The sequence below is a fragment of the Kurthia gibsonii genome, assembly GCF_006539985.1.
In the GTDB taxonomy this organism is placed as follows: domain Bacteria; phylum Bacillota; class Bacilli; order Bacillales_A; family Planococcaceae; genus Kurthia; species Kurthia gibsonii.
The window spans coordinates 18,833-39,398 of sequence record NZ_BJOB01000015.1 but is presented as its reverse complement, the minus strand read 5'-3'; the positions used below and the strand labels follow the sequence as shown (position 1 = coordinate 39,398).

The 20,566-nt window shown below is 35.2% G+C and carries 21 protein-coding genes; 9 read left to right on the top strand and 12 right to left on the bottom strand.

The window, feature by feature from the left end:
- Positions 1-138: 138 nt before the first annotated feature.
- Positions 139-909, bottom strand: a complete 771-nt coding sequence (locus KGI01_RS06665; RefSeq protein ID WP_307723178.1) for a hypothetical protein — start codon at positions 907-909, stop codon at positions 139-141.
- A gap of 223 nt (positions 910-1,132) precedes the next feature.
- Here KGI01_RS06665 and KGI01_RS06660 point away from each other — a divergent pair, with 223 nt between their 5' ends.
- Positions 1,133-2,302, top strand: coding sequence for an FtsW/RodA/SpoVE family cell cycle protein (locus KGI01_RS06660; RefSeq protein WP_141274046.1), 1,170 nt, complete (start codon positions 1,133-1,135; stop codon positions 2,300-2,302).
- 149 nt (positions 2,303-2,451) lie between these two features.
- Here the strand turns inward: KGI01_RS06660 and KGI01_RS13850 are convergent, their stop codons facing one another.
- Positions 2,452-2,589 carry an Lmo0850 family protein gene (locus KGI01_RS13850; RefSeq protein WP_165442666.1) on the bottom strand — a complete coding sequence of 46 codons (138 nt, stop codon included), beginning with the start codon at positions 2,587-2,589 and terminating at the stop codon, positions 2,452-2,454.
- A gap of 376 nt (positions 2,590-2,965) precedes the next feature.
- On the opposite strand from KGI01_RS13850, the gene KGI01_RS06655 reads away from it, so the two are divergent.
- From KGI01_RS06655 to KGI01_RS06645, 4 genes are all read left to right on the top strand, one after another.
- A complete protein-coding gene (locus tag KGI01_RS06655; RefSeq protein ID WP_068450576.1) occupies positions 2,966-3,283 on the top strand; it encodes a metal-sensitive transcriptional regulator in 318 nt (105 codons plus the stop codon).
- Between the two features lie 13 nt (positions 3,284-3,296).
- Positions 3,297-3,506, top strand: a complete 210-nt coding sequence (gene copZ, locus KGI01_RS14065) for a copper chaperone CopZ (protein WP_255314753.1) — start codon at positions 3,297-3,299, stop codon at positions 3,504-3,506.
- A gap of 84 nt (positions 3,507-3,590) precedes the next feature.
- Entirely contained in the window at positions 3,591-5,777 is a 2,187-nt protein-coding gene (locus KGI01_RS06650; protein WP_255314752.1) for a heavy metal translocating P-type ATPase, read from the top strand.
- Positions 5,778-5,962: 185 nt separating this feature from the next.
- Positions 5,963-7,144, top strand: coding sequence for an MFS transporter (locus tag KGI01_RS06645; protein ID WP_141274045.1), 1,182 nt, complete (start codon positions 5,963-5,965; stop codon positions 7,142-7,144).
- Between the two features lie 144 nt (positions 7,145-7,288).
- Here KGI01_RS06645 and KGI01_RS06640 read toward each other — a convergent pair whose 3' ends face one another.
- On the bottom strand, positions 7,289-8,680 hold the full coding sequence (locus tag KGI01_RS06640) for an L-cystine transporter (RefSeq protein WP_141274044.1): 1,392 nt from the start codon (positions 8,678-8,680) through the stop codon (positions 7,289-7,291).
- A 162-nt stretch (positions 8,681-8,842) separates the two neighbouring features.
- On the opposite strand from KGI01_RS06640, the gene cls reads away from it, so the two are divergent.
- The gene (cls, locus tag KGI01_RS06635; protein WP_141274043.1) at positions 8,843-10,312 is read left to right on the top strand and encodes a cardiolipin synthase; all 1,470 of its coding nucleotides are present in this window, start codon (positions 8,843-8,845) and stop codon (positions 10,310-10,312) included.
- Between the two features lie 53 nt (positions 10,313-10,365).
- On the opposite strand, the gene KGI01_RS06630 is transcribed toward cls, so the two are convergent.
- The 4 genes from KGI01_RS06630 to KGI01_RS06615 form a co-directional block, all read right to left on the bottom strand.
- Positions 10,366-11,085: a M15 family metallopeptidase gene (locus tag KGI01_RS06630; protein ID WP_141274042.1), complete on the bottom strand. Its 720-nt coding sequence runs from the start codon at positions 11,083-11,085 to the stop codon at positions 10,366-10,368.
- A 110-nt stretch (positions 11,086-11,195) separates the two neighbouring features.
- Complete coding sequence (locus KGI01_RS06625; RefSeq protein WP_141274041.1) at positions 11,196-11,447, bottom strand: hypothetical protein; 252 nt, start codon at positions 11,445-11,447, stop codon at positions 11,196-11,198.
- Positions 11,448-11,558: 111 nt separating this feature from the next.
- The gene (gene yidC / locus KGI01_RS06620; protein ID WP_141274040.1) at positions 11,559-12,443 is read right to left on the bottom strand and encodes a membrane protein insertase YidC; all 885 of its coding nucleotides are present in this window, start codon (positions 12,441-12,443) and stop codon (positions 11,559-11,561) included.
- 92 nt (positions 12,444-12,535) lie between these two features.
- Positions 12,536-13,321 carry an AraC family transcriptional regulator gene (locus KGI01_RS06615; protein WP_068450564.1) on the bottom strand — a complete coding sequence of 262 codons (786 nt, stop codon included), beginning with the start codon at positions 13,319-13,321 and terminating at the stop codon, positions 12,536-12,538.
- A 441-nt stretch (positions 13,322-13,762) separates the two neighbouring features.
- Here KGI01_RS06615 and KGI01_RS06610 point away from each other — a divergent pair, with 441 nt between their 5' ends.
- Positions 13,763-14,413, top strand: a complete 651-nt coding sequence (locus KGI01_RS06610) for a LytTR family DNA-binding domain-containing protein (RefSeq protein ID WP_068450562.1) — start codon at positions 13,763-13,765, stop codon at positions 14,411-14,413.
- Positions 14,414-14,678: 265 nt separating this feature from the next.
- Positions 14,679-16,193, top strand: a complete 1,515-nt coding sequence (locus KGI01_RS06605) for a succinyl-CoA:acetate CoA-transferase ScpC (protein ID WP_141274039.1) — start codon at positions 14,679-14,681, stop codon at positions 16,191-16,193.
- A gap of 61 nt (positions 16,194-16,254) precedes the next feature.
- On the opposite strand, the gene KGI01_RS06600 is transcribed toward KGI01_RS06605, so the two are convergent.
- Complete coding sequence (locus KGI01_RS06600; protein WP_068450558.1) at positions 16,255-16,572, bottom strand: YbyB family protein; 318 nt, start codon at positions 16,570-16,572, stop codon at positions 16,255-16,257.
- Between the two features lie 356 nt (positions 16,573-16,928).
- Here KGI01_RS06600 and KGI01_RS06595 point away from each other — a divergent pair, with 356 nt between their 5' ends.
- Complete coding sequence (locus KGI01_RS06595) at positions 16,929-17,540, top strand: TetR/AcrR family transcriptional regulator (protein ID WP_141274038.1); 612 nt, start codon at positions 16,929-16,931, stop codon at positions 17,538-17,540.
- A gap of 24 nt (positions 17,541-17,564) precedes the next feature.
- Here the strand turns inward: KGI01_RS06595 and KGI01_RS06590 are convergent, their stop codons facing one another.
- The 4 genes from KGI01_RS06590 to KGI01_RS06575 all read right to left on the bottom strand — a co-directional run bounded on the left by KGI01_RS06590 (position 17,565) and on the right by KGI01_RS06575 (position 20,490).
- Positions 17,565-18,017, bottom strand: coding sequence for a DUF4064 domain-containing protein (locus tag KGI01_RS06590; RefSeq protein ID WP_141274037.1), 453 nt, complete (start codon positions 18,015-18,017; stop codon positions 17,565-17,567).
- Positions 18,018-18,128: 111 nt separating this feature from the next.
- The gene (locus KGI01_RS06585; protein ID WP_141274036.1) at positions 18,129-18,416 is read right to left on the bottom strand and encodes a GNAT family N-acetyltransferase; all 288 of its coding nucleotides are present in this window, start codon (positions 18,414-18,416) and stop codon (positions 18,129-18,131) included.
- A gap of 34 nt (positions 18,417-18,450) precedes the next feature.
- On the bottom strand, positions 18,451-19,422 hold the full coding sequence (locus KGI01_RS06580) for a ring-cleaving dioxygenase (protein ID WP_141274035.1): 972 nt from the start codon (positions 19,420-19,422) through the stop codon (positions 18,451-18,453).
- A 132-nt stretch (positions 19,423-19,554) separates the two neighbouring features.
- The gene (locus KGI01_RS06575; RefSeq protein ID WP_087681100.1) at positions 19,555-20,490 is read right to left on the bottom strand and encodes a DUF1002 domain-containing protein; all 936 of its coding nucleotides are present in this window, start codon (positions 20,488-20,490) and stop codon (positions 19,555-19,557) included.
- Positions 20,491-20,566 lie beyond the last annotated feature (76 nt).

Below are 20,566 nucleotides of genomic sequence, written 5' to 3'. Positions count from 1 at the left end.
GCTTTCAAAATAACATTTCTATCATAGCACTCTCAACATTTATTGGGGCAGAAAAACGTAAAAAGTTATCCTTCTTCATATTTTTTTCACCAAAAAAGCATCCCGAGTCGTTCAAGACGTTGGAATGCTCTATGCTAATTAGTGAATATTTGCTTGAATCGTTGTTGTTGCATCATGTTTTAAAATAGCGTTTAAATCATCCCAAATTTCATCTGGAAATTGAATGTCTGCTACATTACGTACTTCTAAAACATAGGCCACTTTGGGTTTCTCAACACGATACAATGATAGTAATATACCATCTTTTGCATCTTCTCTAATTTGTTCATAGTCTGTCGCCGTATAATGCGGGATACGTGAGAGTGGCTTTCTTCTCCAAAATGAAAGTGAACGTTCTTTCATCTGAATCAAATGATTGAACCATCTTGTTACAATTTGTGAGACTTCTTCTAAATCGCGTACATATACTTTTGTAAACTTCTCGCTTTTTGATTCTAAATAAACAAATCGATTTTGTAACTGATGATAAAATGGTGAACGAATTGGCTCTTTTTTATGCCCAATGTATAATAATTCTGCTTGCTCTTGTGGTGTTAAAAGATTTAACTTTTTCTCATCGGAAAAATCGATCCAACACAAGTCGCTTTTTTTATCACTCATTTGCTTGGAAAACTTTGTTAGCTCATTCTGTTCAACAAAGGCTAATCGCGTATGCATATTAAAAGAACCTTCTTCTGCATTTTGAATATTTTTTAAAAGCAGTAGATTTCCAAGCTGATCGACTGAAAAAATGAAATCTTGTAAATTCAACCCACTAAAAATAACGAATTGATTCAATTCATTCGTATGTATATATAAATGTCTCATATAATCATCTGCAGTGCGTATTTTTTTCGACAAGTCAATCACCCCTCTCCCCATTATCTATTATAAAATGAAATACGAAAATATGAAACATTTGTGATCTGTTTTCGTCACATCTTTGGTATGAAGCGTGTTACAATAATAAGCGTTATTGCAAACCAAAAGTTATTTTACATTTTTCGTTTGAATTGTTATAAGTTGTGGAATTTTAAGGTAGATACATATTCTTTTCAACTTTGGAGTTTAATATAAGTTAGGAGTTTGCTCAATGAAAATAAAAGTGGACGGGAAAATTTTGACGCTTTTAATTGTACTCTGCGTAATCAGTTGTACATTTATTTATACAGCCGTTGCAGGCTCAAACCAGTACGGCGACCCAAAAAGTTTTGTTATTAAACAGCTTGTTTTTTATGTAGTCGGTATTATTGTCATGATTGTGATTGCCCAAACCGATATTAATAAGTTAAAAACACTCGGTGTTGGTATGTATATCTTCACATTTGTTATGCTACTACTATTAATTGTAGCACCTGAAAGTATCGCAAAACCAATTAATAACGCGAAGTCTTGGTATCAAATTCCATTCGTTGGGACATTTCAGCCATCTGAATTTTTAAAGTTTGCCTTACTCATTTTGACGGCTTACATTATTGTGAAGCATACGGAACGATATCCCGTAAAATCAATCAAACATGATTTCTTATTACTCGGCAAAATCGGTTTGCTTGTATTACCACCATCATTAATTGTCTATCAGCAACCAGATACTGGGATGATTATGCTATACTTCGCAATGATTTTCCCAATGCTGTTTTTCTCAAATATCTCAAAAAAAATTTTATTTCCTGTTTTAGCAGTTCCGATTGCGATTGTATCAGTTGTCGCATATATCTATATCTTTATGAATGATTTTTTCCAAAATAATCTTTTGGCAAAATTATCTCCTCACCAACAGTCACGTATCCGTGGTTGGCTTGACCCTTTTAGTTATGGCGATTCTGCCTATCAAACACAAAAAGGGATTTTAGCAATCGGTTCTGGACAAGAATTTGGTAAAGGTCTGTCAGGTAATAATGTTTATATACCTGAAAAACATACCGATTTTATTTTTGCTAATATTGGCGAAGAAGTCGGTTTCATCGGTGCTTCATTCGTATTGATTGTTTTATTCTTATTACTTTATCGATTTGTACAAATTGCCTTATCAAATAAGTCGCAATATACATCGTTATTAACTGCAGGAATTATCAGCTTGCTGACATTCCAAATTTTCCAAAATGTCGGGATGACGATGGGGGTTCTTCCTGTAACAGGTATTACACTACCTTTCCTGAGTTATGGTGGTAGTTCGCTCGTATCCAATATGTTACTTGTAGGAATTATGGCTGCCATTCAAAATGATAATGGCGATTACATGTTTACGACAAAAGAAGATTAATTAAAAACCTGTGCACGATTCACACTTCAAATGTGAACGTCACAGGTTTTTTTCATAATAAAAAACCAGCTACCCTTTTTTAAAGAAGGATACCTGATTGATTGTTTCATATGTACAAACTAATTTGAAGTGCCCTGCACCACATCAAATTAGTTATGTGTTTGTGGTTTATTTTTCGGCGGCGCGAGTGCTTTAAGTAATTCTAGACGAGATTTCGTTGCAGTTGCCTTCACACCAATTTTGGATAAGTTAGAAATAATTTTCGTTACATCTACTTCTCTCTTCATACTCTTACACCTCTCCTTGCTGTCATTAAATTAAAACGATTTTTAAGAAAATAAGTTTCATACTTGACGGTTTTTTATTTGCTTTTTTCTTACATCTATCATATCATCTTTTGTTATTAAATTGTTTATCAATATTGTTACATCTTAATATTTTACAAGAAATTTACAATTTTATTTCACAAAAGATTTTAGTACAAATTATACTTACCACTATTTTATGAATTTTAAACTTTTAATTTCCATTCCTTGCATACCCCCATGACGTATGCTATTGTATGTATATCGTAACTTACCAGAATAGTCTTTCTATTTTACATACCCCAGATAGGTATGTTACAGTATAACCATACAAATGAACGTAAAGGAGCGATGCTTTATGACAACTGTTCCTGAGTGTCACACAAATAATGAAGAGCGTAAAAGCCACCACCCAGAACATGTTAAGAAAAATCTGGTGACGCGATTGAATCGTATTGAAGGTCAAATTCGTGGAATTAAGGGTATGGTAGAAAAAGATGTATATTGTGACGATATCATCACACAACTCTCAGCAACACAATCTGCACTAAACTCTGTTGCAAAAGTATTATTTGAAGGACATTTAAAAGGTTGTGTTAAAGATCGCCTACAAAATGGTGACGAAGAAATACTAGACGAATTAGTCGTTACGATGCAAAAATTAATGAAAAAATAAGGAGTGCTTGAATATGACAGAAGAAATGCAATTACATGTTGAAGGAATGTCTTGTGGACATTGCGTAAAAGCAGTTGAAAGTAGTGTAGGTGCCATTGATGGTGTCGAAACTGTACGCGTTACATTGGATCAAGGATTAGTTGAAGTAACGTATGATCCTAGACAAGCCTCTGTAGAAGATATGAAGGCTGTAATTGAAGAAGAAGGTTACACTGTAAAATAATTTTATATTGGGTTGTCTTATATTAAGACAGCCCATTCCTTACAGAAAAATATACCCCATATAGGTATGAAGGAGCTGGACACAATGAGTAAATCAAGTGAAATTAATCTCGATATTCAAGGAATGACCTGTGCAGCTTGTGCCAATCGAATTGAAAGAGGATTAAATAAAATGGATGGTGTCGAAGCTAATATTAACTTGGCACTCGAAACAGGTAAAGTGGTCGTCCATAATGATACAAGTGCAGAGGATGTCATACAGAAGATTCAATCACTTGGCTACGATGCTGTTGTTCATCAAGATGAACAACAAGATACAGATTATAAGCAAAAAGAAATCAAACGTAAAACAACACAATTGATTGTCTCGATTATCTTCTCACTACCACTATTGTGGACGATGGTTGCACATTTTTCCTTTACTTCCCATTTATATGTACCTGAACTATTTATGAATCCTTATGTACAATGGGGACTTGCTACAGTTGTTCAATTCGGTATTGGTTGGCAATTCTATAAAGGTGCTTACTTTGCACTCCGTAATAAAAGCGCCAATATGGACGTATTAATCGTCCTCGGTACATCTGCTGCTTATTTTTACAGCGTCTATGTTGTTTTACGAAATAAAGCAGCCATTGAACAGGGACAAATGCTCGATTTATATTTTGAAACGAGCGCTGTATTAATTACACTAATCTTACTTGGAAAAGTATTTGAAGCGCGTGCAAAAGGTCATTCTTCTGATGCAATCAAAAAATTACTCAACTTACAACCTAAAACAGCTTTCATTGAAAAAGATGGTGAACTACTCGAAGTACCTGCAACAGAAGTCCAAGTAGGCGATATCTTAGTCATTCGCCCCGGCGCCTCTATCCCTGTAGACGGTGAAGTAGTATCTGGTTCTTCTGCTGTAGATGAATCTATGTTAACAGGTGAAAGTTTACCTGTAGATAAAACCAGTGGTTCCAATGTATTTGCTGCTACTGTTAACAGTAATGGTACACTTCGTATTAAAGCAACGAATACAGGTAATAAAACGGTGTTATCAAATATCATTAAAATAGTTGAAGAAGCGCAGGGTTCAAAAGCGCCTATTCAACGTCTTGCCGATCAAATCTCCGGTATTTTTGTTCCAATCGTTATTGGGATTGCAATTTTAACATTTATTATTACGTTCTGGGTTGTCGATACAAGCTTTATTACAGCTCTTGAACATACTATTGCTGTACTCGTTATTGCTTGTCCATGTGCACTTGGTCTCGCAACACCAACATCAATTATGGCTGGTTCAGGGCGTGCTGCTGAAATGGGTATTCTTTTCAAAACTGCTGAAGCACTAGAACAAACACGCACAATTGATACAATCGTTTTCGATAAGACCGGAACAATTACAAAAGGACAGCCTGTTGTTACAAACTTCTATGTGAATCGCTCACATGATGAGGAAGAAGTAATGCAGCTGATTGCTTCTGCTGAAAAAGCATCTGAACATCCTTTAGCACAATCGATTGTGCACTATGTCGAAGAAACAATGAAAGTTCAAGCTGCAACGGATTTCCAAGCCATTTCGGGTCATGGTATTGAAGCAACAATTGAAGGCAAACAAGTAATTGTCGGAAACCAACGTCTACTTGAAAATCGTATGATTACAATTCACGATATTGAAAATTTCGATGAACAAGGAAAAACAATTATGTACGGTGCAATTAACGGACAACATGTAGCAACGATTGCTGTAGCAGATGAAGTAAAAGCAACATCAAAACAAGCAATGGCTGAATTGCATGCACTAAGTATTAAAACGGTCATGCTAACAGGTGACCGAGAAACCGTTGCACAAGCAATTGCTAAAGAAGTTGGCATTGATGAAGTCGTATCAGATGTATTACCAGCTGGTAAAGCAAATGAAATCAAACGACTTCAAAAAGAAGGTAAAATAGCAATGGTTGGCGATGGCATTAACGATGCTCCTGCTCTTGCAACAGCTGATATTGGAATTGCGATGGGAACAGGGACAGATGTGGCAATTGAAGCAGCTGACATCACGATTATGCAAGGTGACTTAATGCGTGTTGTACAAGCTGTTAAAATGAGTCGTGCCACTGTTCGAAACATTAAACAAAATCTTTTCTGGGCACTCGCTTATAACTCAATCGGAATTCCAATTGCCGCTATCGGCTTACTTGCTCCTTGGGTAGCAGGTGCTGCCATGGCATTTAGTTCTGTATCTGTCGTACTCAATGCTCTTCGTTTACAACGGACAAAAGTATAACCACTCTTAAAGAGAAGCTAACATCACGTCGCTTCTCTTTTATATTTTCACTGTTTTAAATTATTGAGTTATGTGTATAGGTAAAGAATAGGATATTTTTATCTATTCCCTTGTAATCTACTAGGCATATTTGATTTTTTTAGTATAGTATAGAGTGTACAAAATGAAAGAAAGGAGATCATAGTATGAATAAATCATTAATGCTTCTCTTATCTGTTCAATTCCTCGTATATGTTGGATTTGGACTTGTTATTCCTGTTCTACCACTTGTAGTAACTGAACAAGGATTTAGCGATATTCATGTGGGTGGCCTATTAACTGTCTATTCTCTCGCTAGCTTCTTCACAGCACCTATTTGGGGAAGTCTCTCTGATAAAATGGGACGAAAAAGACTCATTCTGATTGGGTTATTCGGCTTCAGTATGAGCTTCTTAATTTTTGCAATCTTCTCTGATTCATTAATCATGATGTATGTATCTCGTATTATCGGGGGGTTATTCTCTGGCGCACTTTATACATCGGTGACTGGATTTATCGGTGACTCATCTTCAGATGAAAATCGTAATATGTATATGGGCTTCATGGGGATGTCGATTGGTTTAGGCTTCATTTTCGGTCCAGCAATCGGTGGATTACTTGGTGCAATTAGTATTAATATGCCATTCTATGTATCATCTATTCTATTACTTATTTTATTAGTTTATGCATCGCTCGTATTAAAAGACCCACCACGTAAAGGTGAAGCTGAAAAACGTGCAATCATTCCAAAAGGAGCTTCGACTCTTTTAAAATATCGTGTACGTTATCTATTCTTCTTCTCATTCATGGTGACATTCTTATTAGCAGGTGTTGAATCAACACTTCAACTATTCCAAATTGATAAGATTCATATTACATCGGCTCAACTTGGCTCACTATTCTTATTTAGCGGATTAGTCGACTTTGTGATCCAAGGCGGTGTTGTTCGTAAAATCAAAGACGGTTCCGAATGGATTTTCATCATTATTGCACAAATCGTCACAGCATTCGGACTCGCTATGTTCCCATTCACAAGTAGTTTAGCATTTGCTGGTTTTGCACTATGTGTATTTACAGCAGGTAATGCACTAGCTCGTACATTAACTACTTCGCTTGCGTCAAAAGAATCTGGTGGTAAGTATGGTACAGCTGCTGGTTTAAGCTACTCGATGGATAATTTGGGTCGAATTATCGGTCCAATGTTCTTCACATGGGTATTTACAATGCAAATTAACTTACCTTATATCATTGCAGCTTCACTCGGTCTATTATCAATCTTTGTCATCTTAACATTCAAAGCAAGTAAAAAGACCTTACGTGAACCACAAGTAAAAGTAGAAGAACCCTAACTAAAAAACCAGGCTGGGACATAAATGCAAAAAAACACATCCCACGTGAGCATAAAAAAACTGGAATCGCGCTATGGCGCGATTCCAGTTTTTCGTTGCGAACGCTAAAAAGAGCGATGACTCGTTTTGTCCTAGCCCTCTTTATTAAACTTCTGCTAAGTTTTGAGGTTCTTTTGAGTTGAATGTATCTTTGTCTAATTCACCTGTTGCACGAGCTGATGTTACACCAGCAACCATTGAACCACTTACGTTTAACGCAGTACGTCCCATATCGATTAATGGCTCTACTGTAATTAATACACCTGCTAAAGCAACTGGTAAGTTCATTGCTGAAAGTACGATAATGGCTGCAAATGTTGCACCACCACCAACACCTGCTACACCAAATGAACTGATAGCTACAACTAAAATTAATGTAAAGATGAAACTTGGTTCAAGTGGATTAATACCGACAGTTGGTGCAATCATAACTGCAAGCATCGCTGGATAAACACCCGCACAACCATTTTGACCAATTGATACACCAAATGATGCCGCAAAGTTCGCAATTGCATCTGGCACACCTAAACGTTTCGTTTGAGTTTGGATATTTAAAGGTAAAGTACCTGCACTCGAACGTGATGTGAATGCAAAGATTAATGTTGTTGAAACCTTCTTCACATACGTAATCGGGCTAACACCTGTTAAGCTAATGATGATTAAATGAATAACAAACATTGCAATTAATGCTACATAGGAAGCGATAACGAATTTCCCCATGTTGTAAATCGCACCGAAATCAGAAGTAGCAACTGTTGAAGTCATAATTGCTAAAATACCGAATGGAGTTAAACGTAAAACGATTTTTACAACATTCATTACTAATGCATAAATCGCTTCAATTCCTGTTTTAATTAAATCAGCTGTTTTTTCATCCTTACGACGTACACCTAGATAAGCAAAGCCTAAAAACGCTGCAAAAATAACGACTGCAATTGTTGAAGTTGGACGAGCGCCTGTTAAGTCTAAGAATGGATTTGTAGGTAACAGATCAAGAATTTGTTGTGGTAAAGTACGGTCGCCCATTTCCTCTGTTTTTTGAACAATTTGTTCACCACGTTGTTGTTCTGCACTACCATTCATTAATGAACTTGCATCTAAATTAAAACTTGCTGCTGACGCAATACCTACTGCTGCTGCAATACCTGTTGTTGCAACAAGTGTAATTAAAATAATGGATGCCATCTTACCAAAATTCTTACCGACAATTACTTTCGTGAATGCCGCAACAATTGAGATAAATACTAATGGCATTGCAACCATTTGTAGTAATTTCACATATCCTGAACCGATAATGTTAAACCAATCGGTTGATTGAATCAAAATATCTGATGTAGCACCATATGTGAAATGTAATGCTAAACCATATAAAACCCCTAGTCCCAAACCTGTAAATACACGTTTAGAAAAAGATACCTTCTTTTTATTCATAACGACTAATAAACTAATAAGACCAATTAAAATAACAACATTTAATATTGTTAAAAAGATACTCATGGATGTTCCTCCTCTTTGACAAAAGATATTCTTTCATTGCTTTTCACATAATAATATAACAATACCTATCGGTCAAGTATGTTTTGTTCATATATATAATATTACTTCTTTCCAATGAAGGAATAAGATATACTTATAAAGAAAAATTAGGAGGGAGAAATCATGTTAATTAGCGATACAACTCATCTCATTTCATATATCGTTTCGGTGACATTATTTTTCAATATCATACTTGCTCTTGCTATTATCTTTTTGGAAAGACGCGAATCATCTTCGATTTGGGCATGGCTTCTCGTACTTTTCTTTATTCCCATTGTCGGGTTTATTTTATATTTACTACTTGGACGTAAACTGACAAGACGACGCATGTTTAGGTGGAGTGGACGTAAAAAGATTGGTATCGAAACATTAGTTGACTATCAAATTGAATCGATTAAAGAAGGTAGTTTTGAATATAAATTATCTGAAACAGCTGCAAAATATAAAGAACTTATCCACATGAACTTATTATCAAATCACGCTGTTTTAACACAAGATAATCACATTCATATCTTCGATGATGGACAAGATAAATTCGATCATCTTTTAGAAGATATTGCTGAAGCTAAACATCATATCCATATTCAATACTACATTTTTAGATTAGATCGACTAGGCACACGCATTTTAGATGCTCTTATTGAAAAAGCGAAGCAAGGTGTACAAGTGAGGGTCCTTTATGATGAAATGGGATCACGCGGTGTGCATAAAAAAGATTTTAAAGCCTTAATTGAACAAGGAGGAGAAGTAGAAGTATTCTTCCCATCTGTTCTTCCTTTAATCAACCCACGTATGAACTATCGTAACCACAGAAAAATTGTTGTAATTGATGGAAAAGTTGGTTATATCGGTGGCTTTAACGTAGGTGATGAATATCTAGGTTTAAAAGAGAAATTTGGTTACTGGCGTGATACGCATCTACGTATTAACGGCAGCTCTGTTCAACCATTACAAACACGTTTTTTACTTGATTGGAATCAAGCATCTGATCGTAAAAATTTAGAGTATGAAGATAGTTTCTTCCCAACATTTTATCGTCAAGGGAATACAGCTATTCAAATCGTATCATCTGGACCTGACTCAGATTGGGAAGCAATTAAAAATGGTTATATTAAATTAATTAATATGGCTAAAAAGTATGTATATATTCAAACACCCTATTTCATTCCCGATGATGCTTTTATTAACGCTGTACGCATTGCTTGTCTATCTGGAATTGATGTACGCATTATGATTCCAAATAAACCAGATCACATTTTTGTTTACTGGGCAACTTACTACTATGTTGGTTTATTAATTGAAGCTGGCGCAAAAATATATGTTTATGAAAATGGCTTTTTACACACAAAAATGGTTGTAATTGATGACGAAGCAGCTTCTGTCGGAACGGCAAATATTGATTCACGAAGCTTTAAATTAAACTTTGAAGCAAATGCGTTTATCTATGATACCGATGTAGCACATCAACTTGCTGAACTATTTGAACGCGATATTTTATATTCTTCTGAGCTAACACCTGAAAAATATAAAAATCGTTCAACCATCATTAAACTGAAAGAATCTATTTCTCGATTGCTATCACCTATTTTATAACGAAAAAGAACTCTTGCATGACTTATTTATAATCATACAAGAGTTCTTTTTTATTATCCTTTTGCACCGAGATATTCTTCTAATGTCGAGTTATTCTCATAAATTTCTGTCGCTATTTTTTCACCTACATAGCGGAAATGCCACGATTCATGTTTATACCCTGTGACTTTTTCTTTTCCTTTTGGATAACGCATAATAAAACCATACTTATGTGCATTTTCAGCTAACCATTTACCTGCTTCTGTTTCGCCAAAACGGTCATCCGCATAGTCTCCTGGCTTTCCTACCTCACCGATATCAAATGCTAAGCCTGTTTGATGTTCCGAAAACCCAGGGCGCGCACTATACGTATCTGCAGCCTCTTTTCCATCTCTTTTCACATAGCCATCATATAAAACTTTTTGACGATCGTATGAGCGATATGTGCTAAATGCATCAAATGTATATCCTGCTTTTTTAGCCGCCTTATTTAATTGTTCAAATGCTTTTCGAGCTTCTTTACTTTCACCCGGTGCAAAATTTTGAGGCATTGGATATACTTTGTTCGCAATTAAAATACCTTTTACATAGTGTTCTTTTTTAGGTGTTTTTTGATTAATAATGTAACCACCTGCATCTCTTTTCTCTTGTTCTTTTTCAGTGTTAGTCGTTTGCTGTGATGTTTGTTCTTTTTTGGGTTCGTTCGATTGCTCTTTTTGCTCACTACAAGCTGCTAATAGAATGCTACTACTTAGTAAAAGTGTTGCAGTCCATGTAAATGTTTTTAATCGCATCACTTTTCCTCCTTTATTCTCTGTTCCTTTTATCTTCACTAAAAATGCAGCATCTCATCAAGAGATCCTGCACTTTTCATTACTTGATTGATTCAATTGTAAGACGTTACTTACATAAAAAGGTTCACAAATAGAATACCTGCTGAAGCAATACCGAAGAAAATCGATAAATTGCGCATCCAGCGTGATTCTTTTTCAAAACCTTTTGAAGCCATATCTTTTGCACGCACTGCATTTGTTAATGTAAACATAAGTGTAATACAAAATACTGCCCAGTTGAAATTTTGTTTAATTAGTAAGAATACCGCTAATACACTCGTAATTAAAACGGCGATTCCCATAATTCTTTTTGTCACGTCCATTTCCTCCTCTAATAAAAAAGGCTGTCCTCTTTTACATGCAACTGAGAATCACAGATGGATTTTCAATTGTATTATGTAAATAGAGAGACTGCCTTTGTCTAAGCTCAACACTTATTTTTTCTTTTTCTTCTGTTGTTTCGCAGCACGCTCTGCTGGTGTTAATTTGCGTTTTTCAGCGGGAGCTTCTGGTTCAGATTCAACTGTACCACCGAATAGCTTTTTCTTCGGAGTAGGTTCTTGGCCTTCTGGTACTGTTGGTGGATATAACTTACGTCCAATGATTGTTTGAAGTACAAGTAATGCACCACTAACAGACCAATATAGAGGTAAAGCAGCCATACTTGTGAACGAAATGAACATGATCATAATCGGTGAGATGTACATCATAAGCTTCATTTGTTTCTTTTGTTGCTCTGGAATTGTCCATAGAGATACTTGTGCTTGGAAGAAGTATACAGCACCCGCGATTAATGTCATCGCAATATCCGGATCGCCCAGTTTGAACCATAAGAAGTGATGCGATTGTACATCTGCAGAATAACGAATTGCATAGTACAGACCCATGATAATCGGCATTTGAATAATCATTGGTAAACAACCCATGTTTAATGGATTTACACCATGCTTCTTATATAGTCCCATCATTTCTTGTTGTAGAGCCATTTGCTCTTCTTTAGACTTCGCTTGCTTTAATTTCTTTTGAATATCGTCCATTTCAGGCTTTAACTTGTCCATTTTTTCTTTCATACCTTGTTGATTCTTATAGTTACGAATCATGAATGGCATTAAAACAAGACGTACTAAAACTGTGATAATAATGATGGCACCACCATAACCACCATCTAGAACTGTATTACCAAAGAAATCAATTAAAAACTCCATCGGCTTTACGAATGTGCTATAGAAGAAGCCTTCTTGGTTCTCTACTGCTTCACATCCCGCTAAAATAAACGGCGCTAAACCGAGGATTGAAATTAATCCTAGTTTCTTTTTCACTATTTTCACCTACATCAATTTTTTCACTACTGTGAAGTATACAGTATGTTAGTACAATTAATCAAATCAAAGAAAGGTACATTTAAGACATTTTATAAAATTCTTTCTGGTAGTTGAAAACGGAAATACTCATGATCAACTTGATCGCGGAAATGTTTTGGTGTTAATCCAACATATTTTTTAAAAATTCGCGTGTAATAACTTTGGTTACAGAAGTGGAATTGCTCAGAAATGTTTGAAATACTTTTGTTCGTGTGACGCAAGTAATACTGTGATTCTTCCACACGACGTACATTTAAATATTCAACTAATGTAATGCCCACATGTTCCTTAAAAATTCGAGATAAATGTGATGTACTGATTGAGAAATGAAGTGCAATATCTTCAACTGATAAGTCAGTCTCTACTTCGTCATCTATGTACATAATTACTTTGTTTACAGTTTGATGCTTATAAGAAGGCTGCTTTCTTTCTGAAATTACATAAATGTAAAATTCAATTAAGTCGTCGGCGAACTGTAAAAATTCAGCATCGTTCATTCTTTCATCAATCATCTCTACGCATGCTGCGTTAAATGCAAATGCTTTTTTAAATGGAGCTTGATTCTCTACTAATTTGCGTGTTACCACAGAAGATAAAACAACGAAGTAGTGTCGAATTGCTCGGAAAAAGTGCTTGCCTGAACGCTCTGAAAGAATATCAATTAGCTTGCCTAGTGTTTCTTTTGCAGCTTCTTCTTCTAATTGATAAATTTCTCTTACTAATTGCGCTTCAATATCAAAGAATTTGTCGATACCATCGTAGCGATTCATCGTTTCAATTTCTTGAAAGTATCGCTTTGAAATAGCTTCTGAAATCGAATATTGGTGTTGTAGCATAAGCTTCCCCATCTTTCTAAAATTACGCATTTTGTAATAACCCACTTTATACTATATAACGAAAATAGTAATATGAAAATAGTTTTAACCCTATTCACACAAAAAATGTAAAAAAATATAAATTGAGCCTTTATACTTACTTTCCTTACACACAAAATACCTGTTTTTTATAAAAATTATACATTAATATTAATTAAAGGGAAAGACCACGTTCCTGTTTTTTATGATAAATTTTGCATTTTTTTCACAGATATATACTATTTTTTTCGACTGTAATTCCATAAAATGAAGCTATTTATCGTTCAATTTTATCATATAACTGCTTTTTTCAAGTTGTTTTATTTTCTTTTCTTAAATTTACCTCATTGATGTAGTAAAATGCTATAATAGTGTGTAAAATAAGATTATGAGAAGACAAGGAAAGAAACGAGGTATGAATTAATGGATCCAAGATCAATTGAGGAATTGATAGAGGTTATTAAGGAGTTTTTCCCGGACAATACATCAATTGTTGTTTCAGATACAAAAGAGTATCTTTATTACCAACCAAGTAAAAAGATTGATTTGAAAATCAAGCCGGGTGACCCAATTCCAGAAGGTTCGGCAACACATAAAGCACTAGATTATGGTCAAAAAATTAATTCATTTATTGAGCCAGATATCTTTGGTGTTCCTTATTACGGCATGTCAATTCCACTTATGGAAGAAGGCGAGCCAAAAGGTGCAATTACAGCGGTATTCCCACAAAAGCCATCACCATTCTTAACAAATTACATTACAGTCAAAATTGATGATTGTTGGTATCCTGTAAAACACAATGAAGTAATCTACTTAGAAACACAACTTCGCAAAACTTTCGTTAAGACGATGTCTAAAGAAGGTTACCACCGTTTAAATTTAAGTGATTTAGAATTATTCTTATCGCCAGATACCTTTATTCGATGCCATCGCTCATATATCGTTAACATTGATTTCATTGATGAAATCCAACCAGACTCACATTCAACATTTTTATTAATCATGAAAGACGGCACAAGAATACCTGTCAGCCAACGCTATGCAAGTTACTTCCGTCGCTCTTTAGGTTTTTAGTTTATATGTAAATCCAAAGTATGTCTTTAATAGCTACTTTGGATTTTTTCTTTTTTATAACATGTTTTATTTGTTATTGTATCGTTAAAACTATATTGTAGAAATATTCTATTTTCTATTTTCAGCAAACATTTTCCCTATTAATCATTTTTTAAACCCTTTCATGCATTAAAGAACTATATGTGACAATTTAGTGATAAAATTTTTTTGAACTAAATTTTCCATAAAAATAATATTTATTCAAGATAGAAAAGGGGAGTTTTTCATGGTTGCAAAAGTTGAAGAAAGATTACGCGCCACAGCACTTGCTGATAAAGTAATGTCTGCTGAAGAAGCGGCTCGTATTATTACAGATGGTATGACTCTTGGTTTAAGTGGTTTCACTCGTGCTGGAGATGCTAAAGCTATTCCAATGGCATTAGTTAATCGTGCAAATGCTGGTGAGAAATTTAAAGTAAACGTATTCACAGGTGCTTCATTAGGTTCAGATATTGATGCTTTAATGTCAGATGCTGGAATCGTTAATAAACGTCTTCCATTCCAATTAGACCGCACAATGCGCAATCATATCAATAAACAAGATATGTATTTTGTTGACCAACATTTATCAGTAACAGCTGAATACTTACGCCAAAATGCTATTGATACAATTGATGTTGCTGTAGTAGAAGCTGTCGCAATTACTGAAGATGGTATGTTAATTCCAACAACTTCTGTTGGTAACTCACCAATCTATGTTCAAACAGCTAAAAAAGTTATCATTGAGTTAAACTTAGCTTCATATGAACAATTAGAAGGTATTCATGATATTTATGTACCGGAAGCACAGGGCAAACGCGGACCGATTCCACTTGTAAACGCTTCAGACCGCATTGGTACAATCGGTATTCCATTAGACTTTGATAAAGTAGCTGCAATCGTATTAACAGATCAAGTAGATACGCCAACTACAATGACTGCAATTGACGCTGAAACACAACAAATTGCAAATCATATTATCGACTTCTTTCGTAAAGAAGTAAAAGAAGGTCGTCTAACAGAAACACTTGCACCTCTACAGTCAGGTGTTGGTTCTGTAGCCAATGCTGTTCTTGGCGGTATGGCAAACTCAGAATTCAAAGACTTAGAAGTTTATTCTGAAGTACTGCAAGATTCTGTATTCGATTTAATCGATGCTGGTAAAGTAAAATTCGCTTCTGGTTGTGCGACTTCTCTTACAGCCGAAAAATTAGACTCTGTATTTGGTAACTTAGAACGTTATAAAGATAAACTTTGCTTACGTCCACAAGAGATTTCAAACCATCCTGAATTAGTTCGTCGTATGGGCTTGATCGCGATGAATACAGCACTTGAGTTTGATATTTATGGTAACGTAAACTCTACACATGTAGCAGGTAATAAAATGATGAATGGTATCGGCGGTTCTGGTGACTTCGCTCGTGCTGCACGTACGTCCATCTTCATTACAAAATCATATGCTAAAGAAGGCAAAATCTCATCTGTTGTACCATTCGTTTCACACGTTGACCACAACGAACATGATGTAGATGTTGTTGTAACTGAACAAGGTTTAGCTGATTTACGCGGTTTAGCTCCACGCGAACGCGCTGAACTAATTATCGAAAAATGTGTACATCCTGATTATAAACCAGCGTTACGCGCTTACTTAGAAGAAGCTAATACACGCGGCGGGCATACACCTCATGTACTTGAAAAAGCGTTCTCATTCCATACGAACCTAGCTCAATATGGTCAAATGCTTCCTCCAGTACACGCTTAATTTATGATACGAAAAAGGAATCGCGTCGCTATGAGGACGTGATTCCTTTTCTTTTACACAATTATTTCTTCTCTTGTTCTTCATTTTGGTATTGAACAGATGTTAAACCGCCTTCTGCTACCATTTCATTTTCTTCAATTTTGTAGTCTTTTTCAGGATTACCAGTAATGCTATCATCATAGTGTGTTGCATGTACAACTTTTTCATCATTATGACGCTCTTCACCTGTTTTATCTTTATTTGCATTTACGTACTCATTTACTTTATCTTTTGTGCTGTTGAAAGCAGCTAATGCTTTTTCACGATTTTCTGGTTTCTTTAAGTATGCATAAGCTCCTGCTGCTAAACTTGCTAATAATAATGTTTTCTTTTTACTCATAATAAATTCCTCCCAGTTAAGTTCATTAAAACTATTATACCCGAAACAACTTTTCCTCAACCTAACATTTACTATTTTCTATATTACATTTAAGTGACCTAATATTTCAAATGATACAAATTCTATTTTTTTTGAAATAAATTGTTTACATTACCTATATTTTGTATGTATAATATATAAGGATTCTAGAGTTAGTGGACACTAACTTTTATGTAGAGAGAATTAGAATCTCGTCAATAATCTGTTCGCTCGGTTTAGTTGTTGAACGGATTTTTCGATTTTAACTTCATCTAGAGGGGGTAGCGGAAACTACTCTCTTTTTTTATGACGTATTTGCTCATTTGAGGTGATTCAATATGTATGAACCAAAGAGTACAAAAGGAAATCTAACGAAACAACGTATTTTACATATCGCGCGCAGTCTATTTTATCGTCAAGGCTACGACTGTACATCAACAGCACAAATTGCAAAGCAGGCTGATATTTCAGAAGCTGCTATGTATAAATACTTTAAAAATAAACATGATTTGTTATTAGCTACTGTTCAACCAAGTGTTTTATTTAATCGTCCGAAAGAAGAGCTTATTTCTTTGACGAATGATGAACTAATCCAACTATGGACTTCTGATTTACTTGAAAAGATTTTTGCCAACCGTCCACAATTTACAATTTTATTTACGGAAGCGGTTCGCCACCCTGAACTATCAGAACAATATACAACGAGTTTATACGAATTAACACATGGAGATCATGAAATTTTAAGGCGCATGAAACACGGTCGAATAATGGAAATCGATTTGAAGTTATTACAAGTTGGTATTATCGGTGCAACATTGTCGATGGTACAACATACCTTTATTTATAAGCCTGAAACTGAATTCACACATGTGCCAGAACATATTAAGAAAACTATCTTTCAAATCATTCAAGGTGAGTTGTTAAAAAAAGAACAGGAGAAATTGCAGTAATCTGCACTTCTCCTGTTCTTTTTCTTATTGCATTGGTGGTAATGTTTGATCAGTTGGCTTTGGTTTGCGTACAAAGCACATAATTGCTGCGATATAATATAAAATTGATGTAATACTAATCAATCCTGATAATACACCTGCTGCGATTAATAGACCGCCTGTTGCGTTCATGCTTTTATTCTTCATTAGATAAACAAACGCGATAATACCTAAAACAACTGAAATCACTAATAATGCGACAATCACCCAACCAAATGTATTAACGAACGGTTGAATGACATCAATAGCTTCTTGCATCTCCTCAACAGTCATTTGTTCTTGCCCTGTCTGATTTTGTTCGACTACAATTTCTTCAACTGTATTCGGATCATCAAAAACGACGCCAATACCGAAGATTATAACAGACATTAAACCTATTCCTAGTACACTACAGATGATTGCTGCCATTGTTAATACTTTTTCTACAGTTCTTTTCATATTCTCATCCTTTCAATTTTTCATTCTACATATTATTGGGTAAATTTCAAATAATTTCATAAAAAGAAACCATCTTCCCATGTAAATCTACGGAAAAGATGGCTTTTGGTTTCATACTTTTGATACTTTTATATCATCATATGTGTTCGAACGCTCGAAAGCTGCGACAACATATGAACAAACAGGCTCCATTTTATAATGATTTTTACGCGCATAGTTCGCTGCAGTATCTAATAATTGTTTGGCAACACCTTGTCCTCGCAGCGAATCATCTACGAATGTATGATCCATCACCATAACATCACCTAATTGCGTCCACGTAATTTCAGCAACATTTTCTCCATTAACTTCATGGATATAAGCACCTTGATTTCCGTCTTGTTTTAAACTAAATTCCATTTCATCAACCTCCTTTTCCATAGTTTACCACAATTTATTGGATTTTAAGTGGATGAAGACTCGCTTCTATTTCTGTACGTTTCGGTTCTAAAAATGGTGGAAGTGCTAATTTATTTCCCATTTCATCTAATGGTTCATCTGCATCAAAACCTGGTTCATCTGTTGCTAGTTCAAACAGAATGCCATTTGGATCACGATAATACATTGAACGGAAATAGTAACGGTCTACTTTTCCAGATGTTACATAACCAAGTTCATCAAATTTTTTAACCCATTCATCATATTCCTCAAAATTGTTTACTCTAAACGCAACGTGATGCACACTGCCCCTACCTGGTCTTTCCATCGGTAAATCGAGTCTTTGTTCAATATGCACTTCTCCTGCTGGTCCTCCAAGATCTGTTGAAAACACTAAGATGTTTGGTTGGTTCGGCACAAGTGATGGATAGCTTCCGATATATTCAAAACCCAGTACTTTTGTTAAAACACGCTCTGTCGCCTGTGTATTACGTAGTGTCAATGTCACACCACCTAATCCAACAATCGCATATTCAAGTGGAATATCATCCACTTTCCAAGGCTCTCCATATGGAATGCCCGAACCGTCATCTACAACAAGTAAAAAACGCGCCAAGTCTTCGTCTCGAAATGGTAATACTTTACGTCCAAAACGTTCTTCAATTTCTCCGTGTTCAACACCAAGCTCATCGAAGCGTTGAACCCAAAATGCTAGTGCTTCTTCTGATTTCACACGAAATGCTATGTTATTAATGCTCGATACACCTTCATGTGTTCTACCTGCCATCGGGATATCGAAGTATGTCATATCTGTCCCCGGTGTTCCAACTGCATCCGCATAAAATAAATGATATGAAGATGTATTATCCTGATTTACGGTTTTTTTAACTAGGCGCATTCCTAAAATACGTGTGAAAAAATCGTGATTTCGTTCAATATGTGAAGTAATAGAAGATACGTGGTGAATACCACCTAATCGTAATGTCATATAAAACACTCCTTTTAAAAAATATCTTGAATTCGAGATATTTACCACATTCATCTTAACATGCTTTATTTTAAATTGCAAAATAAAAAGCAATTGATGTTTTCAGCTCTACATCAATTGCTTTTTATCTAATTAGTTAAACCAACCTTTTACTGTATCTACAAGGTTTTGGAAGAAGTTCTTCACACTCGCCCAGAAACCAGTATCACTATTAATATCATTTTTGATATTGTCTAATTTATCTTTAATTGTGTTATTTAAGTCATCTAGTTGTGAAGACCATTTACCAAAGTCGATGTCTAACTTACTGATTTTATCCATTAAATCAACTAGCATTTGACGATCTTGGTCACTTAATTGAATGTTTAATGTGCTTAATTTATCATCGACAATTTGAGCTACTTCTTCTTTTGTAGCTGGCTTTTGTTTTGCAATTTCTTGCTTAATTTCTGTTAGTAACTGACTTACTTTTTCATCTGAAACATTTGAATTTTTTGCTAAACCTGTTGCTACATTTAACTCTTGATTTGCTACATCTGTACGGTCTTTATCGAGCTTTTTACCTGTTGTTGATTCATATGCTTTATAAATACCTGCTAATGCAGAATGTCCTGTTACAGGTTTTGGTGCCGCTACATCTACTTTTGCATCATCTACACCTGCAGTTAACATTGCATTGGCATACATATCAGACGTTACTTCTGTAATATCATCTGGTGTGACAATATTAATCGCTAAGCCTTTACCTTTATCTTGTGGCGTGATTTTTGCTGATGAGTATAGTCTTGCGCGTGGATTACCATCTTGAATATACTTCGCAATATCCGCTCCTGTAACAGTGATTTCTTCTGTTTCCTCATCTGCTGCTACATTTAAACTTTTCTTCACTTTTTCTTTTTCATCTGCTGTTAATGAATCACCATATACAGCGATTGGTACACCTAGTTTTTCATTTACTGCATCTTTATTCGTTTGTGTAGCTGTACTAGCTAAACTAATTGTTGGTGCTGCAATAGACGTTGTTGCCAGACCAATTGCTGCCACAACGGCGATTACTTGCTTTTTCATGTATTCTTACACTCCTTTACAAATTCTTCTGTTTCTTTCGCGCTATACAATAATACGAAAAAATAAGGAAAAGGTT

Bases quoted from the DNA above. Each gene is read 5' to 3' on its own strand.
- KGI01_RS06625 (WP_141274041.1), bottom strand. From the start codon at position 11,447: ATGGACGTGACAAAAAGAATTATGGGAATCGCCGTTTTAATTACGAGT.
- copZ (WP_255314753.1), top strand. From the start codon at position 3,297: ATGACAGAAGAAATGCAATTACATGTTGAAGGAATGTCTTGTGGACAT.
- KGI01_RS06610 (WP_068450562.1), top strand. From the start codon at position 13,763: ATGGATCCAAGATCAATTGAGGAATTGATAGAGGTTATTAAGGAGTTT.
- KGI01_RS06590 (WP_141274037.1), bottom strand. From the start codon at position 18,017: ATGAAAAGAACTGTAGAAAAAGTATTAACAATGGCAGCAATCATCTGT.
- KGI01_RS06655 (WP_068450576.1), top strand. From the start codon at position 2,966: ATGACAACTGTTCCTGAGTGTCACACAAATAATGAAGAGCGTAAAAGC.
- KGI01_RS06650 (WP_255314752.1), top strand. From the start codon at position 3,591: ATGAGTAAATCAAGTGAAATTAATCTCGATATTCAAGGAATGACCTGT.
- KGI01_RS06585 (WP_141274036.1), bottom strand. From the start codon at position 18,416: ATGGAATTTAGTTTAAAACAAGACGGAAATCAAGGTGCTTATATCCAT.
- KGI01_RS06640 (WP_141274044.1), bottom strand. From the start codon at position 8,680: ATGAGTATCTTTTTAACAATATTAAATGTTGTTATTTTAATTGGTCTT.
- KGI01_RS06645 (WP_141274045.1), top strand. From the start codon at position 5,963: ATGAATAAATCATTAATGCTTCTCTTATCTGTTCAATTCCTCGTATAT.
- KGI01_RS06660 (WP_141274046.1), top strand. From the start codon at position 1,133: ATGAAAATAAAAGTGGACGGGAAAATTTTGACGCTTTTAATTGTACTC.
- KGI01_RS06595 (WP_141274038.1), top strand. From the start codon at position 16,929: ATGTATGAACCAAAGAGTACAAAAGGAAATCTAACGAAACAACGTATT.
- cls (WP_141274043.1), top strand. From the start codon at position 8,843: ATGTTAATTAGCGATACAACTCATCTCATTTCATATATCGTTTCGGTG.
- KGI01_RS06600 (WP_068450558.1), bottom strand. From the start codon at position 16,572: ATGAGTAAAAAGAAAACATTATTATTAGCAAGTTTAGCAGCAGGAGCT.
- KGI01_RS06605 (WP_141274039.1), top strand. From the start codon at position 14,679: ATGGTTGCAAAAGTTGAAGAAAGATTACGCGCCACAGCACTTGCTGAT.
- KGI01_RS06630 (WP_141274042.1), bottom strand. From the start codon at position 11,085: ATGCGATTAAAAACATTTACATGGACTGCAACACTTTTACTAAGTAGT.
- KGI01_RS13850 (WP_165442666.1), bottom strand. From the start codon at position 2,589: ATGAAGAGAGAAGTAGATGTAACGAAAATTATTTCTAACTTATCCAAA.
- KGI01_RS06580 (WP_141274035.1), bottom strand. From the start codon at position 19,422: ATGACATTACGATTAGGTGGTATTCACCACGTATCTTCTATTACTTCA.
- KGI01_RS06615 (WP_068450564.1), bottom strand. From the start codon at position 13,321: ATGCTACAACACCAATATTCGATTTCAGAAGCTATTTCAAAGCGATAC.
- KGI01_RS06575 (WP_087681100.1), bottom strand. From the start codon at position 20,490: ATGAAAAAGCAAGTAATCGCCGTTGTGGCAGCAATTGGTCTGGCAACA.